This window comes from Bacillus sp. FSL K6-0138 (genome assembly GCF_037982765.1).
In the GTDB taxonomy this organism is placed as follows: Bacteria; Bacillota; Bacilli; order Bacillales; family Bacillaceae; genus Bacillus; species Bacillus glycinifermentans.
In genome coordinates, this window is sequence record NZ_CP150286.1 from 3976154 (window position 1) to 3992799 (window position 16646).

General features: G+C 47.4%; 14 protein-coding genes, 1 tRNA gene and 1 pseudogene. 8 read left to right on the plus strand and 8 right to left on the minus strand.

The genetic code is table 11. From position 1 onward, the window contains the following. Positions 1-3 precede the first annotated feature (3 nt). Together MHB78_RS20980 and dapA are read right to left on the minus strand one after the other, a co-directional pair. The gene (locus MHB78_RS20980) at positions 4-1170 is read right to left on the minus strand and encodes an iron-containing alcohol dehydrogenase (RefSeq protein ID WP_046131063.1); all 1167 of its coding nucleotides are present in this window, start codon (positions 1168-1170) and stop codon (positions 4-6) included. A 13-nt stretch (positions 1171-1183) separates the two neighbouring features. Further along, complete coding sequence (dapA, locus tag MHB78_RS20985) at positions 1184-2071, minus strand: 4-hydroxy-tetrahydrodipicolinate synthase (RefSeq protein ID WP_046131066.1); 888 nt, start codon at positions 2069-2071, stop codon at positions 1184-1186. Positions 2072-2318: 247 nt separating this feature from the next. Between dapA and MHB78_RS20990 the strand changes: the two genes are divergently transcribed. Continuing rightward, entirely contained in the window at positions 2319-3671 is a 1353-nt protein-coding gene (locus MHB78_RS20990; RefSeq protein ID WP_046131917.1) for an IS1182 family transposase, read from the plus strand. Positions 3672-3799: 128 nt separating this feature from the next. Here MHB78_RS20990 and MHB78_RS20995 read toward each other — a convergent pair whose 3' ends face one another. Next, positions 3800-5518 carry a sigma-54-dependent transcriptional regulator gene (locus tag MHB78_RS20995; RefSeq protein ID WP_046131846.1) on the minus strand — a complete coding sequence of 573 codons (1719 nt, stop codon included), beginning with the start codon at positions 5516-5518 and terminating at the stop codon, positions 3800-3802. 99 nt (positions 5519-5617) lie between these two features. Beyond that, positions 5618-5941 carry a helix-turn-helix domain-containing protein gene (locus MHB78_RS21000; protein WP_046131845.1) on the minus strand — a complete coding sequence of 108 codons (324 nt, stop codon included), beginning with the start codon at positions 5939-5941 and terminating at the stop codon, positions 5618-5620. A 174-nt stretch (positions 5942-6115) separates the two neighbouring features. Here MHB78_RS21000 and MHB78_RS21005 point away from each other — a divergent pair, with 174 nt between their 5' ends. From MHB78_RS21005 to MHB78_RS21020, 4 genes are all read left to right on the plus strand, one after another. Next, on the plus strand, positions 6116-7348 hold the full coding sequence (locus tag MHB78_RS21005) for an NADH-dependent flavin oxidoreductase (RefSeq protein ID WP_231947399.1): 1233 nt from the start codon (positions 6116-6118) through the stop codon (positions 7346-7348). 304 nt (positions 7349-7652) lie between these two features. After that, positions 7653-9104, plus strand: a complete 1452-nt coding sequence (locus MHB78_RS21010) for a glycoside hydrolase family 68 protein (RefSeq protein ID WP_046131844.1) — start codon at positions 7653-7655, stop codon at positions 9102-9104. A gap of 80 nt (positions 9105-9184) precedes the next feature. Next, positions 9185-10720, plus strand: a complete 1536-nt coding sequence (locus MHB78_RS21015) for a glycoside hydrolase family 32 protein (protein WP_099047077.1) — start codon at positions 9185-9187, stop codon at positions 10718-10720. 197 nt (positions 10721-10917) lie between these two features. Continuing rightward, positions 10918-11349, plus strand: coding sequence for an SMI1/KNR4 family protein (locus tag MHB78_RS21020; protein ID WP_046131842.1), 432 nt, complete (start codon positions 10918-10920; stop codon positions 11347-11349). Between the two features lie 51 nt (positions 11350-11400). Here MHB78_RS21020 and MHB78_RS21025 read toward each other — a convergent pair. Next, a tRNA-Arg gene (locus MHB78_RS21025) sits at positions 11401-11476 on the minus strand. A 249-nt stretch (positions 11477-11725) separates the two neighbouring features. Here MHB78_RS21025 and clpP point away from each other — a divergent pair. After that, positions 11726-12307, plus strand: a complete 582-nt coding sequence (clpP, locus tag MHB78_RS21030; RefSeq protein WP_046131841.1) for an ATP-dependent Clp endopeptidase proteolytic subunit ClpP — start codon at positions 11726-11728, stop codon at positions 12305-12307. Positions 12308-12364: 57 nt separating this feature from the next. Here the strand turns inward: clpP and MHB78_RS21035 are convergent, their stop codons facing one another. Both MHB78_RS21035 and MHB78_RS21040 read right to left on the minus strand, forming a co-directional pair. Continuing rightward, positions 12365-12964 (minus strand): DJ-1/PfpI family protein, encoded by a 600-nt coding sequence (locus MHB78_RS21035; protein ID WP_046131840.1) that lies wholly within the window; start codon positions 12962-12964, stop codon positions 12365-12367. A gap of 28 nt (positions 12965-12992) precedes the next feature. Continuing rightward, the gene (locus MHB78_RS21040; RefSeq protein ID WP_046131839.1) at positions 12993-13568 is read right to left on the minus strand and encodes a TIGR00730 family Rossman fold protein; all 576 of its coding nucleotides are present in this window, start codon (positions 13566-13568) and stop codon (positions 12993-12995) included. Between the two features lie 112 nt (positions 13569-13680). Here MHB78_RS21040 and MHB78_RS21045 point away from each other — a divergent pair, with 112 nt between their 5' ends. Further along, a complete protein-coding gene (locus MHB78_RS21045) occupies positions 13681-14004 on the plus strand; it encodes a MazG-like family protein (protein ID WP_046131838.1) in 324 nt (107 codons plus the stop codon). Beyond that, a complete protein-coding gene (locus tag MHB78_RS21050) occupies positions 14001-14978 on the plus strand; it encodes an HD domain-containing protein (RefSeq protein ID WP_046131837.1) in 978 nt (325 codons plus the stop codon). The genes MHB78_RS21045 and MHB78_RS21050 overlap by 4 nt, the downstream gene beginning before the upstream one ends. 38 nt (positions 14979-15016) lie before the next feature. Here MHB78_RS21050 and MHB78_RS21055 read toward each other — a convergent pair. Continuing rightward, positions 15017-16634: pseudogene (locus MHB78_RS21055) on the minus strand (solute carrier family 23 protein). Positions 16635-16646: the final 12 nt, after the last annotated feature.

Sequence of the window (16646 nt, forward strand, 5' to 3'; positions counted from 1 at the left end):
CCTTTAGTTGATTAGTTTTCGATAGATATCTTTTATATTTTCCAGACTGAGCGGTTTCGGATTGTTATGAAGCAGGCGCGTCACTTTTGAAGCTGAGTCGGCTAAATCGTCCACATCGCTTGCGGTTACGCCGTATGCTTTTAAATCTTGAGGAATATTCAGCCGCTTCGTCCACTCTCTTATTTTCTGCACAACGGCCTCAGCCGCTTGTTCAACGGTCAGATCAGAGGCGGTGATTCCCATCGGTTCAGCGGCAAGAGACAGCCGTTCTGTAATGGCATCCATATTAAACTCCATCACATGCGGAAGGAGCATCGAATTGGCGACACCATGGGGAATTCGGTATTTCCCCCCAAGCGGATAGGCAAGGGCGTGAACGGCAGCAGTTCCGGCGGCCGTCAGCGCCATGCCTCCATACATCGAACCGAGCAGCATGTTTTCTCTCGCTTGTATCGATGAACCGTTTTCATATGCTTCCACAATGCTTGCCGAAATCAGTCTAATGGATTCTAAAGCGAACATATCGCTGATCGGGTTTGCTTTCGTCGAAATGAACGATTCAAGCGAATGGGTGAACGCGTCCATTCCGGTAGCCGCCGTAATCGGTTTTGGCAATCCAAGGGTGATGACCGGGTCAAGAATGACCAGCTTCGGCAACAGCAGCGGACTGACGATGCCGACTTTCAATTCCTCTTCGGGAAGCGTAACGATTGCGTTCGGCGTCACCTCTGCGCCCGTCCCAGAAGTACTTGGAATCAGCACGGTCGGGATTCCCGGCTTTTCGACCAAATCAGTCCCGAGCAACTCCTCGACCCTTTTCGAATTCGTTTGCAGCACGGACAATATTTTCGTTCCGTCCAAAACGCTGCCTCCGCCGATTCCGATGAGAATGTCGTATCGTTTCTCACGGATGCCTCTAAATACGTCTTCAATATTTTGAGCGGTCGGTTCCGGCAATATGGCTGTGCAAACATCTGACTGGATGCCGATCTCTGTAAGCTGAGCCTGTACTTCGCCGATCGTGCCGAGCTTGACGATCGACGGCTGGGTAATAATCAGGGCTCTGTCCGCCTTCGGCACAATCGTTTTTACATGATCTTTCAGCCGGCGGATCGAATGTTCGCCTGCGACGATATGAGCGGCCGTCCGAAATTGATAATTCGCTGGCATTTTTGAAACCTCCCTATTTTGATTGATAGTAAGCGACCATTTTTTCGACCTCCAAGAGCGCCGGACCGGTCAGCTCTTTGACGGGCGCTTTCGGCGAGCCTACAGGGATCGAATAAAGCTCCACCGCTTTTTTCAGGGCCGCCGGGATCGTTCCTAACCGAAACGTATCGCGAAGCGGCTGAAGCTCCCTCTGGGCAGCCTCCGCCTTTTCAGTCTCACCCTCTGTCCAATGGCGATAAATCGACGTCACGATATCAGGGAGCATATTTGCCGTTGCTGCGACTGCTCCCGCTCCGCCCGCTTGAAGCGTCTTCAATATGAGCGAATCGGTGCCTGCAAAAACGGCAAAGTCTTCTTGTTTCGTCTGCTCGATATACTTCTGTATGTTTTCAAATTTTCCGCTGCTGTCCTTAATTCCGACGATATTATCCACTTTTGCAAGCTCTGCCACCGTTTCCGGTTCTAAATGGAAACCTGTTTTTGAAGGGATATTGTACAAAAGGACCGGAAGTGAAACGGATGCCGCGATTGTTTTATAATGCGCCGCCGCTTCTTCCTGTGTCGGCGGGATAAAGAACGGCGTGATGACCGACAGCGCATCTGCGCCAAGCCTCTCCATTTCCTTAGAAAGCCAGATCGTTTCTTCTGTACTGTTTCCCCCGCTCCCTACCATGACGGAAACGCGTCCGGCTGTCTCTTGAATGATGATTTCTGCAACTTTCAGCTTGTCTTCGATGTTGAACATATGAAATTCCCCGTTGGTACCCAACGCAAAAAGCCCGTGTACATGAGCATCGATCAAATGGTTCGTCAACTGTTTCAACGCCGATTCATCAATGCTTTGATCTTTTGTGAGCGGTGTCAGCATGGCGGGATAAATCCCCTTTGGTACGAATCCCATGATTGCCTCCCCTTCCTGTAAAGCGTTTTCAAAAACGATTATATACATAAATGTTTCAATAATCAACGTTATTTATCTAAATAATTTTTATTTATCGTTGCATATTAAAACAAACAAAATAAAACACCCGGCTAAACCGGGTGTCAGGCTGTCGAGAAAATCGACAGCCTTTTTCATTTTTCCCTTAAATTATCCATTTCACCATTTTATAATAAAGAAAAGCCTTCTAAAAGGACGGTGTCTGTTCATGTTCTACACAAGGAATTCTTCCCAGAACGAAGCTGAATTTGTATTGCTTGATCAGCTTGTTGAAGAGGATCACCTGCTTCGTAAAATTGACAAGTACATCGATTTCTCTTTTATCATTGAAAAGGTTAAACCTTACTACAGCGAAAATAAAGGCCGCCCCTCACTTGATCCGTTGATTTTATTCAAAATGATGTTTATCGGATACCTTTACGGTATCCGTTCAGAAAGACAGCTCGAAAAAGAAATTTACTATAATATGGCTTACCGATGGTTTTTAGGGTTAAACATCAACGATCCAGTTCCTCACCATTCAACCATCAGTTGGAATAGACGTACACGCTTTAAAGATACGACCATTTTTCAAGACATTTTCGATGAGATCGTTCTTCAGGCCATTAATCATGATATGGTAGGAGGCCGTGTCCTTTTCACAGATTCAACTCACCTCAAAGCCAATGCCAATAAGCATAAATATACGCGAAAAACGATTGAGCAGGATACACAAAACTATATAAAGGACTTGGATAAAGCCGTCCAAGAAGATCGGGAAGCACGCGGAAAAAAGCCTTTAAAAGCCAAAGAGGAGGTGAAAACTAAAAAGGAAATTCGTCATAGTACAACTGATCCCGAAAGCGGCTATCTTTACCGTGAAAACAAACCTGAAGGTTTTTTCTATTTAGATCACCGAACAACGGATATGAAATTCAATATCATCACCGATGCCTATGTAACGCCCGGTAATGTCCATGATTCTGCGCCTTATCTCGATCGATTAGACCACCAAATCGCACGATTTGGTTTTCAAGTTGAAGCCGTCGCTCTTGATTCTGGCTATCTGACAACTCCAATCTGTAAAGGACTGTCCGACCGTCGAATTTTTGGCGTTATTGCTCATAGACGCTTTCATCCTACAAAAGGTTTGTTTCCGAAGTGGAAGTTTCATTATGACCGTGAAAAAAATCAGTACATTTGTCCGAACGGACAAACACTCTTATACTCAACAACAGATCGAAAAGGCAACAGATTTTATAAGTCCAACCCTGAAAAGTGTGTCTCATGCCCTCTGCTTGAAAACTGTACAAGATCGAAAAACCACCAGAAGGTCGTCTCAAGACACATATGGGAGGACCATAAAGAAAAGGTCAGGCAAAATCGTTTGTCCGACTCCGGAAAAATCCTCTACAAAAAAAGAAAAGAAAAAATAGAGCGGAGCTTTGCAGATTCAAAACAGCTGCATGGGCTTCGCTACTGCCGGTTGAGGGGAAAACAAAATGTGAGCGAACAAGTTCTCCTCACCGCCGCTTGCCAGAATATGAAGAAGATTGCCACACACTTAGCCAAGCTTGGCTAAGTGTGTGGGAGGGCTTTTTCCTTTTATAAAGATTAAAAAATGAACAAGAAATTTTATGAAATAAAAAAGCTTGTAGGAAAAAACATGTTTTTCTCTACAAGCTGACACCCGGCTAAACCGGGTGTTTATCAATGCGGCGATTTCAATTTTCTCCAAAGCGTCGTTCTGTTGATGCCGAGCCTCTCCGCTGTTCTTGTTTGATTGTTCCCTTCTTCGGCATAGATTTTTTGAATGATCCTTTTTTCGATCTCTTCGAGCGTTCCGGATAGATCGATGTCTTCTCTTTCTTCTTCGTTCAAGCGGCACAGGACCCGTTCAGCGTCAGCCTTCTCGATATAAACGCCCTGCGCTTCGAGAACACAGTTTTGGACCGCTTTTCTCAATTGGCTGAGGTTGCCCGGCCATTTCGCTTCTTCAAGCAGAACACCAGCTTCACTTCGAAAGCCGACGATTTGTTTGCCGAATGCCTCATTGCTTTCTGCAATAAATTGATAAGCCAGATATAAAATATCCTCTTTTCTTTCAGAAAGAGGGGGAACGTCCAGTTCCAAATGACAAAGCGCATCATATAATTCATTTGAAAATTCCCCGGCGCGCCTGCGGGAAGAAGAAACGATCAGCCTCGGCCCATCATACGGTTCGCTGATCCGCCTGAGCAAAAGCCGTTGCGAGGACAGCGGCATGCGATCGACTTGTTTGATGTATAGCGTTCCTCTCCCTGAAAAGAATTCTTCGCTTTCACACGCTTGCTCCCATTCTGCTTCAGACAGCAAACCGGCATCGATTTTTCGAAACGGCTCATGCTTGTCCTCACCCTTCATATGGATCAGCCCGGCCAGGCTCTCTTTCCCTGAGCCGGGCGCTCCGTTGATCCATACGGGTTCCCGCCTTGCCGCGAACAACTCCGCTTTTTTCAGCACCTGCTGCATCGTTTCATTCCTCGATGTTTCCATATAGCTTGTCCGCAAAGGAGAAAGAATCGCTGCACCGGGCAACGAAGAAACGCGAACATCTTTTGCTTTTTCCACGGTAAATACGGTCAATGCCTCGTCTGATGCGAAAAACCTGCGCCCCGTGATATTCCATGTCCGCCCATGCTTTCGGAGTCTAAAATGGATGATTCCCTTCTTTTCCGCTTCCCCGATCAGCTCTTCCAGATTATCCAGCAAGCCGATATGTTCGGCAAATACGCCGTTTTGAAAAACCTGCCGCAATGTCTTGTTATATACTGCATAACCGGTTTCGGCCTTTTGTAAAATGTGATACGGCACAGCGTACTTCTGCTTGATGCCCTCTAAAAAGGAATACAGTTTTTTAGCGTATGCAAAAGCTTTGGCAATGCTTTCTTTTCCGGATGTCAAAAGCAGTCCGTTTAAACCGAGCCGCTCTGCTTTCTCAATTGTGATCACATCGCCGATAATGATCTGATAGCCCTGTTCTTTGAGCTGAAGAAGCACCGGTTCAACATCGCGTTCGTCTGATACGGTGTAGGCATCGATCCGGATATCCAAAATTTCGCACACTGCCGACGCGCCATCGGCAATCATCGGAAATCCGACAATTGCCGCCTTGCCGGGATAGCCCTTGGCAAGCGTAAGCACACGCAGCATATCGTATCCCGACACTTCGATATCCACAACCGGTATGGAAACTTCTTGCTGGATCAGCTCAGCGGTTCCACCTCTGCTGATAATCAAATCAGTCCCGTTTGCTTCCGCTTGTTTCGCCAGCTCCACGCCCTTCTCTAAATCTCCGGAAGCCGCCTCGAATTCAAAATCCTCGCCGCCGGCCAATTGAATCATCAGCTCTTTCAATCCTTCATAAGGAGCAATTGCCATCACTTTCATATTCGATCACCTTTTGTTGCAAATTTAAACATATTAACACTATACCAAAAGGCAGAAATATTTGGAACTGCAAAACGAAGGCAAAATAAAAAGGCTCCATTACGGAAGCCATTTTTCTCCCCAGCTGGCCATCTCCTTAAAAACGCTCCGGAATGCTTTTCCCTTTTCTGTTAATGCATACTCTACTGTGACGGGAACGGTCGGGTATACGTGCCTGGAGATCATTCCGGTTTCTTCAAGATGTCTTAATGTGTCCGTTAATCCCTTTGTGTTGACGTTCCCCAGGTTTCTTCTAAGCTCATTGAACCTGCGCTTGCCCCTTGTAAGCTCGGCCAGAACGGCAAACGACCACTTTCCGGAAAGAATATTCAATACGTCATGAACAACAGAGGAACATTTATGATGCCGTACCGCTGAATCCACAGCAAAACCCCCTTGCATTGCTCGTCAATGTTGACTAGATCCTACCATAAGCCAGGCTGGCAATCAAGAAAAGCGGGTTAACGGTTTACTTTTCTAAAGCATATATAAAAAAATTGCGTTCTTGTCGGAAATCTGGCTCATTGCTATTGTTAAATCAAAAAAGGAGAAAGACACATGAAAGAACAATTCGCTTCACTATTCGAACCGTTTACCTTTCAAAACGGCGTTCAACTGAAAAACAGAGTCATCATGCCTCCAATGGGGCACATGTCCTCGAAGCCGGGAGGATTGATTTCAGATGACGAACTGGCATATTATGACGCCCGCGTAAAAGATGTCGGGATGGTGATCACTTCAGCAACGACTGTCCTGCCGGGGACCGGATATCCAGGACTCCCGGGAGCCGAACGAGACGATCAAGTACCAGGGCTCAGCCGGCTTGCATCCGCATTAAAGAAAAATGGGGCAAAAGCGATCCTCCAGCTCTTCCATGTCGAAGCAAGAGGCGCTGAACGGACGGTCAGCGCGAGCACCGTCGCCCCGAATCAGCCGAATGCGCCCATCCCCCATCCGCTGTCTGACGAAGAAATCGAAGATATCATCGCTGCGTTCGGCCAAGCGGCGAGAAGAGCGATAGAGGCGGGGTTTGACGGAGTCGAAATCCATGGTGCCAACGGGTACCTCGTCCATCAGTTCTTCTCTCCTTATTACAATCGGCGCAGCGATCAATGGGGCGGCACGCTGGAAAAGCGGATGACATTTCCGCTCCGCATTATAGAAGAAATCAAACGTGTGGCGGAAAGCCACCAAAAACCATCGTTTCTCCTCGGGTACAAGTTCTCGCCTGAAGAACCGGAAACACCAGGGATCACGATGGATCAAACATTGGCTTTCGTCAATGTCCTCGCAGAACAGCCATTGGATTATCTGCACGTATCCCTCGTCGATTTCTGGTCTAAGCCCCGCAGAGGCGCAACAAGTGTCCGAACGCGAATCGAACTGATCAAAGAGCTTGCCGGTGAGCGCATTCCCCTCATCAGTGCAGGGCAAATCCGCAAACCGGAAGATGCGGTGCGCGCCCTCCAAACAGGCGTCGATCTGATCGGAATCGGCCGCGCCATCCTGAAAGACCCGGATTGGCTGGGAAAAGTCAAAACCGGAAGAGAAGCTGATATTTTCACAACGCTGTCAAGACACGATCAGGAAAAACTCGGATTCCCGATCCATTTTGGAAAAATATCACGATGTTTATCGATTTCGACGATTAATAAAAGACAAGGGCCTTCTCATTTCCGACGATTTAAGCCTCAGGGAATGGAACATTTGCTGCGGCAAACTGCGTGCTCGGGCTTGCTTGAACGGCGCCCGCAGCAGCGCTCTCATCCTACAATAGAACGATATATATAAGAGCCTTTCGACTTATTTATTAGTCTAGTTGTAAAATAGTGTATAGGAAAAGAGGAACTTAGACCAGTTGAGCCCCACCTCTGGGTATATTAGAATGATGATAATTCAATAACGTCGGGATTGTTACTGTGCTTTAGCAGGCAAGACCTAAAATGTGTGAAGGGCAAAGTCTATCTTTTTGCCGTTATGACCTTACACATTTTAGGTCTTTTTTCTGTTCCGGCGACATCTGGAGGTGACTGACAACCGAAAAGATCGTTTTTGAAAGATTGACCTATCACGATCATGAAAGGAAGGAATTTTGATGAACATCAAAAAAATCGCAAAACAAACAGCAGCCCTAACCTTTGCAGCCGCACTGCTGACAGGAGGAGCAACACAGGCTTTTGCCAAAGAAACCGAAACGAAAGATTACAGGAAGAGCTACGGAATTTCGCACATTACAAGAAATGATATGCTGAAAATTCCTGAACAGCAGAAAAGCGCACAATTTAAAGTCCCTCAATTCGATCCTGCATCCATCAAAAACATTCCTTCGGCAAAAGGATATGACAGCTCAGGAAAATTAATCGACTTAGACGTTTGGGACAGCTGGCCGCTGCAAAATCCTGACGGCACAGTGGCAACGTACCACGGCTACAATCTCGTATTCGCCTTGGCGGGAGACCCGAAAAACGTCGATGATACATCGATCTACCTGTTCTATCAAAAGAAAGGCGAGACATCGATCGACAGCTGGAAAAACGCCGGCAGAGTGTTTAAAGACAGCGATAAATTCGTTCCTAACGATCCGTACCTTAAATATCAAACACAGGAATGGTCAGGTTCTGCCACATTAACAAAAGACGGAAAAGTCCGACTGTTTTACACGGCGTTCTCCGGCTCGCAATACGGCAAGCAAACGCTGACAACGGCTCAAGTCAATTTCTCTCAGCCGGATTCAGACACTCTCAAAATTGAAGGCGTGGAAGACCATAAATCGGTCTTTGACGGCGCCGACGGAACGGTATACCAAAACGTCCAGCAGTTCATTGACGAAGGAAACTACAGCTCAGGCGACAATCATACGATGAGAGATCCGCATTATGTCGAAGACCACGGCCATAAATACCTCGTGTTTGAAGCAAACACAGGCACAAAAACCGGCTACCAAGGCGAAGATTCTCTATTCAACAGAGCTTACTACGGCGGAAACAAATCGTTCTTCAAGGAAGAAAGCACCAAACTGCTTCAGGGACCGAAGAAAAAAGACGCTGAATTGGCAAACGGTGCGCTCGGAATAGTTGAATTAAACAATGATTACACCTTGAAAAAAGTGATGAAACCGTTGATCGCTTCCAATACGGTGACAGACGAAATCGAACGCGCCAACCTCTTTAAAATGAACGGCAAATGGTATCTGCTCACAGATTCAAGGGGCTCAAAAATGACGATTGACGGCATTGGTTCAAAGGATATTTATATGCTCGGCTATGTATCAAATTCTCTGACCGGGCCATTCAAGCCATTAAATAAATCCGGACTCGTACTTCATATGGATCAGGATTACAATGACATCACATTTACTTATTCACACTTTGCCGTTCCGCAAGCGAAAGGCAATCAAGTTGTGATCACAAGCTATATCACAAACAGAGGTATTTCGAACGAGCATCACTCCACATTTGCGCCAAGCTTTTTGCTGAACATCGAAGGGTCAAAAACATCCGTCGTTCAAAACAGCATTCTGGCGCAAGGACAATTAACAATCGATTAATAAAGCGAAAAAGAAAATGCCGGTCGCAATCGGCATTTTCTTTTCGTGTGTCATCTTATAACATAAAGTGAGGAATTTGCTTGAATATGAAAGTATATCAACGGATAAGCGTTTTTATCTCTTGTCTCGGGGTTTTCACGGCAATCCTGCTGCCGGCCCGCGAGACGGAACAAAAGGGAGAAATCCGAACCGTCGCATCACACCGTGCCGCGTTTCATTTGACGGCGCCGGATAAATGGAAAAACGATCCCCAAAGGCCCGTCTATATGAACGGACAGTACCACTACTATTATCTTTACAACCGCGATTATCCGGACGGTGGCGGAACGGAGTGGCGCCATGCGGTATCAAGCGATCTGGTGCACTGGAAGGACGAAGGAGTTGCCATTCCGAAATATACAAACAAAAACGGTGATCCATGGTCCGGATCAGTCGTCGTTGATTCAAAGAACACGGCGGGCTTTGGAAAAGGAGCGGTCATTGCGATTATGACCCAGCCGGCATCAGACAGCGGCCAAGAAGAACAGTTTTTATGGTACAGCAAAAACGGCGGAAAAACGTTTACTCCTTACGGGGACGACCCGGTTTTGTCAAATCCCGGTACGGTGGATTTCAGAGATCCAAAAGTAATCTGGGATGAGCAGGATCAAAAATGGGTAATGGCGCTGGCGGAAGGAGCGAAAATCGGTTTTTACGAATCTCATAATTTGAAGAAATGGCGGTATACAGGAGGATTTCTCACGCAAAACATCGGCACGGTCGAATGTCCAGATCTCTTCATGATGCGGGCAGACGACGGAACGTATAAGTGGGTGCTCGGCACGAGCGCCAACGGCAAGCCTTCAGGCAAACCGAATACGTATGCATATTGGACAGGCACCTTCACTGGAAAGGAATTCAAGGCCGATCAAGAAGAACCGAAATGGCTCGACTACGGCTTTGACTGGTATGCCGGCGTGACCTTCGAAGACGGCGAGTCCAGCGATCAATACGACAAGCGCTATGCCATGGCCTGGATGAATAATTGGGATTATGCAAATGATACGCCGACGCAGAATGACGGCTTCAACGGGACAGATTCGATCGTCCGGGAGATTCGCTTAAAACACGACGGCGGGAATACATACAGCCTCGCATCGCAGCCTATCAGCCAATTAGACCAATTAACCGTTTCAACCGATGAGTTTGAAAAAATCGAAGTCAACGGGTCAAAAACGCTGTCTGTCAAAGGAGATACCTACATGCTTGACGCAGATATCTCCTGGTCTGACGCTAAAAATATCGGATTGAGGCTCAGGGAATCGGCTGACGGAAAGCGCCACATTGATGCGGGAATATGCGCGGAAGACGGATACTCTTATGTGAACAGAGGCTTTACGAAACAGCCCGACAAAAGCCGCACTTACATTGAAAGCAAAGCGCCGTTTGATGCAAACAACAAAAAGGTCCATGTCACGATCATCGTCGATAAAACAACGGTGGAAATGTTCGTTGACGACGGCCGGGTTGTTCATTCAAATCAGGCTTTTCCCGGCTTGCACGATCAAGGCATCACCCTGTTTGCCGAAAACGGGATAGCCGTTTTTGAACATTTGAAAATCAAACACTTTCAGTGACACTCAGCGAAAAAAGACAAGGGCATGATGAAACCCTTGTCTTTCCCCTTTTTTCCTTCAATCCGCGCCCAGTCTGTTTCAATTTCTCTCCCTGATGATGCGGGATCCGAGTGGAGCGTATTTTTATGTATTGCATCACGCTTCAAATGGATGTAAATGATTAAAGCTGTTAAAATGGTCCTGCGGGGGGGATTCAATTGGAAACATACAAAAATAAAATTAGGCAACTGTTAAAAGAGCATCATCGTGAACATACGTTTGAAAAGCAAAGCGAAGAAGACATTCAAGCAACTGAAAAAGAGCTTCAAGTGACATTTCCTCAAAGCTTCAGATGGTTTTTAAAAGAGTTCGGCGGCGGCGGCCATGAACTTGATATCAACGGATGCCGTGACATCTTGGCGTACCATCATTCATTCAAGTCTTTTCGTATTCCAAAAGGGTATGTCATCATCCAGGATGTTGATGAATACTGCTATTGCCTTGATACCGAAAAGATGAAGGACGGAGAATGTCCGGTCGTCAATTGGAGCGCGTACGAAGAAGGAATCTATCATATGGCAGATCACTTCTACGAATTTATGTTGGACGAAATTAAAAATGCGATAGACAATGATTGGTTTGATGTATAAAAAAACAAGGGCGGCACCATGCCAAACCCTTGTTTCCCTGACTTTATATGACGCGCTCGGAGGGATTCGAACCCCCGGCAGACGTGGTACCGGAAACCACCGCTCTATCCAGCTGAGCTACGAGCGCACGTTATGTTCTTTATGCGTCAGCAATGATTATTATACTCGATCTTCTTTCAAATTTCAACCTTTTTTCTTATCATGCAAAACGTACTGAAGAAATTTAGATTTCCGCATGCCGTTTGAATCTTTGTCATTTTGGGAAAAATGGTACACAGATCATAACGTTTGGGGAAACGCTTTTTGTTTGACCTTTATTGACCAAAAATGTATGATTAAACTACATACTTACCTTTTAAGGTGAAGGAGGAGCATTATGAATTTAATACCTACAGTCATTGAACAGACGAATCGCGGGGAAAGAGCATATGACATCTACTCACGCCTGCTGAAAGACCGCATCATTATGCTAGGGTCGGCAATCGATGACAATGTTGCGAACTCCATTGTATCACAGCTTTTGTTCCTTGAAGCGGAAGATCCTGAAAAAGATATCAGCATCTACATTAACAGCCCGGGCGGCTCCATTACGGCCGGTATGGCGATCTATGATACGATGCAGCTTATTAAGCCGCAAGTCTCCACGATTTGTACGGGAATGGCGGCATCCATGGGTGCGTTCCTTCTTGCTGCAGGTGAGAAAGGGAAACGCTATGCCCTTCCAAACAGTGAAGTGATGATTCACCAGCCGCTCGGCGGAGCTCAAGGTCAGGCGACTGAAATCGAAATTGCCGCAAAACGCATTCTTTCATTGCGCGACAAGCTGAACAAAATTCTTGCGGAACGCACTGGACAGCCGCTTGAAATCATTGAGCGCGACACTGACCGCGACAACTTTAAATCGGCTGAAGAAGCAAAAGAATACGGCTTAATCGATAAAATCCTGACGCGCAGGTAACGACGCGCTGAAGTATAGGGCAAAAAGAGCTCCCGGGGTTTCCCCGGAGGCTCTTTTTTATGTTCCGAACGGGCTGTCATACTCCATCCGCTTTGCCGTTTGCCGTGCCGTTTCTTCCCCAAGCAGCCGTTTGATGATATGGAAAGACATATTGATTCCGGCGGAAATCCCCCCTGAGGTGACGATATTTCCTTCATCAACGAATTTCACGCCCCGAACCACGTTCACTTCCGGAAACTCCTGCTCGAGCCTGTCATAGCTCGCCCAATGCGTAGTCGCGCTTTTTCCGTTTAATAAACCGGTTTTTGCCAGAAGGAGCGCTCCCGTACATACGGACAGCAAAAGCTCTGTATGTCCGGCTTCTTTTTTGATCCAGCCGGTGAGCCGTTCATTGTAAACTTCACGGTTTCGCGCGCCGGGGCCGCCGGGAACGATCAATATGTCAAAATGCGGGGCATTCCCGATTGAGAAATCAGGCACGACCGTCAATCCGTTTCTTGCCGTCACCGCTTCTCCTGTTTCCGAGATCGTTTTGACCTCAAACGGGCGCTCTTCTCCGCTGCCCGCAGTTACTGAAAAAACTTCAAACGGTCCGGCGAAATCGAGCACTTCCACCTCATCAAACAGCAGCAAACCGACATTCCGCTTCTTTTTCATATCCCCGTCCCCCTTTGCCTTATGTATTCTATAATTCTTTCCACTTTTTCTCTAACACCGGATAACGATATTCGTTCATCTGGTCGATCAATTGCTCATGGTTTGATGATGCATAGATCAGCTTCAGGTGCGACTCGTTTGAAAAGCCTTCTTGAACGCTGTGCTTCAGCATTTCGAGCAGCGGCTCAAAGTACCCGCTGATGTTATAAAGCCCGATCGGTTTTTGGTGTATGCCGATTTGCGCCCAGCAAAGCACTTCAAATAATTCTTCAAAAGTGCCGAATCCGCCGGGCATGGCGATAAACCCGTCAGAGAGTTCCATCATTTTCGCTTTGCGTTCATGCATTCCGCCGACTTCCACCAGCTCTGTTAAACGCTGATGGACGACCTCGCCTTGAAAAAGGCCCTTCGGCATGACGCCGGTCACTTCACCGCCGTTTTCCAGCACGGTATCGGCGATCACACCCATCAATCCCATCCTTGAACCGCCGTATACGAGACGGAGTCCTTTCTCGGCTATGTAAGCCCCGAGCTCTGCTGCTTTTTTCTTGTATTCCGGGTTTTCACCCATATTTGACCCCGAATAGACGCATACCGTTTTCATTCAGCTCACTCCAACTCAAGATATTGATTAAAACAACTAACATTGTACTATATATTGTTTGTTCCGTGTGCGATAATATAAATGAATTTTTTTATAATGGGAGTGTATCGTCATGATAACAGAAGCAGAACAATGGACGAAAGAGTTTTATCAAAAAAGAGGCTGGAGCGAGTACGGCCCTTTTATTAGAATCGGTTTTTTAATGGAGGAGGCGGGCGAGCTGGCAAGAGCCGTCAGAGCCTATGAAATCGGCAGGGACCGTCCCGATGAGACGAAGCGCTCCGCCGGCGAATTAAAGCGGGAACTCGTCGAGGAGATGGGTGATGTGATGGGGAATCTGATTATGCTTGCAGGAATGTATGACATATCCCTTGAAGACATGATGGCAGCACACCGGAAAAAGCTGACAGAGCGGTTTAAAGGTGAAACATCGTGAAGATCAATGACCGCCTGTACGGAGAAGCCGATGTAGAGCCCGTGCTGGACGAGCTCATCCGCTCAGGAGGCGTTCAGCGGCTTAAAGGAATCCATCAAGGCGGGGCGAGCTTTCTCGTACATCCCGGGTGGAATGTCACCCGCTACGAACACAGCCTCGGTGTCATGCTGCTGATCCGAAAGCTTGGCGGAAGCCTTGAGGAACAAATAGCCGGTTTGCTCCATGATGTGTCACATACGGCATTTTCCCATGTGATTGATGATGTATTTCAAATGGAAAATGAAGATTACCACGAACAGATCTTTTCCGGATGGGTCAGACATTCCGACATACCGGATATTCTACATACATACGGATTCAGCCACGAGAAGTTACTATACGACGACAGCAAATGGACGCTTCTGGAACAGCCCGCTCCCTCCTTGTGTGCAGACCGCATCGATTATACGCTGCGCGACTCCCTTGCCTACGGCTTTGCGAAGAAGGACGAAATTGCGGAGTTTATCGAAACCGGACTGATCGTTTTTGAAGGGGAAATATGCTGCACTTCCACCAGCGCTGCCGAATGGTTTACGCGCCTTTATTATCGGGAAGTCGTCGATTTTTTTATGCACCCGTTAAATTTGTACGGACTGAAATTGGTGAGCAAAGTGCTGAAGCAGGCGCTCGAGATGCGCTTGATCACGAAAGACGATATTCTCAAAACAGATGATGAACTGATTGCGGTCTTAAATGAAAGCCCCGGCCTCAAAGGCGAACTGAAAAAGCTGAGCACGGCGAAACAGCGCGTCAAACAAGGCGGACCAAACGATTTCACCTTTCATCAAACATTGAAAAAGAGGCTGATCGATCCGAAAGTGATCCAAGACGGCAGAAAAACACCCGCCTCCACCCTTTCCGAGAATGTGCGCCAGATGACGGAAACCGCTGCCGATGCAATGGAAAAAGGGGCTTATGTGAAAGTGAGCCTGTGAAAAACCGCCTGTTCACAGAACAGGCGGCTTCGTTTTTACTATGTGATGTCAAAGATTTGCTCAGGGCGATCGACAAAGTGCTGCTTGCCGATTTTATGAAACAGCCCCGTTTTATGAAGAAGCTCCCGCGGCTGTGGCTGGAGTCCGACGATCATGACCTTCCCGTGTTGCTGGTGCACACGGTTGACGATCGTCATCAGGCTTCCTTCGGCAGATGAGTCCATATAGTCGACTTTATTCATCAGCAGGATCAACAGTTTTGGCATATGCTTTTTATTTAAGATCGAATCCTCCAAGGAATTGGAAGAACCGAAAAACAGCGGGCCTTCAACCGTGTAGATGCTGACTGACCGATGAAACGTTTTCTCCTCTGCAGAAGCCGCAGCCGGAACGAGTGACTCGGCTGCATCTTTTTTAATGCGGAACGATTGGCTCATCCTTGCGATAAAGGTGACGATCGCCAATAAAATGCCGCCGGCTACCCCGAAAACGAGATCCTGCCACACCGTTAACAGAAACGTAACAACGAGGACGACAGAATCAGAATTTTTGAGCCCCAAAATGTTGGCAAACTCTTTTCGTTCGCTCATATTCCAGGCGACTACCATCAAAATCGGCGCCATGCTTGCAAGCGGGATAAGGGATGCATACGGAGCAAACAACAGCAGCACGAGCAGAACGAATACGCCGTGGACCACGCCTGATACCGGCGAAGCAGCGCCTGTCCTGATGTTTGTCGCCGTGCGGGCGATCGCTCCGGTCGCCGGTATGCCGCCGAAAAGCGGCGCAGCCATGTTGGCGATTCCCTGTCCGACCAGCTCTTTGTTGCTGTCATGCCTTGTCCCTTTCATGTTATCGGCGACCATCGCTGACAGCAGCGATTCGATTCCCCCCAGCATTGCTATCGCCAAAGCCGGCGGCAGCAAATATATGATCTTTTCCAGCGATAGCTCGGGGAATTGGAAGCTCGGCAAATTGCGCGGTATTTCCCCGTAAGCAGAGCCGATTGTCACTACTTGTTCGGGAAAAAGCGTCGCCGCCATCAGCGTTGATACCAATAAGCCGGCTAGCGCTCCGGGAACTTTAGGCAGAACCTTCGGAGTGAACAGCACGAAGAAGAGCGATACGACGGCCGTCAAAATGCTGTAAAAGCTGAACGTATCTAAGTTGATGACAACCTCTCTCATATTCATATAGAAGCTTTCGTGCTTTTCAACATCTCTCAAGCCCAAAAACTTGGCGATTTCCCCGGTAAAAATGATGACCGCGATTCCGGCGGTAAAGCCGATGATCACCGGTCGGGGAATAAACTTAATGATCTTGCCAAGCTTCAGCAGCCCCAAAATGACCAATATCGCTCCTGCCATAAAACCGGCGATTAATAAATTTTCGAAGCCGTATTGCAGAACGATCCCGAATAAAATCGGCACGAATGCGCCCGTTGGCCCGCCGATCTGGTATTTGGAGCCGCCGAGCAGCGATATTAATATACCGGCCACGATCACAGTGTAAAGACCGTGCTCCGGCTTCACGCCGGAGGCGATGGCAAACGCCATTCCGAGCGGAATTGCGACGATCCCTACGACCATCCCCGCTACGATATCTTTTTGAAATCGCTTTAGGTTATAACCCAAATCTGCCGGAAAAACGTAGCATGTAATGACATCC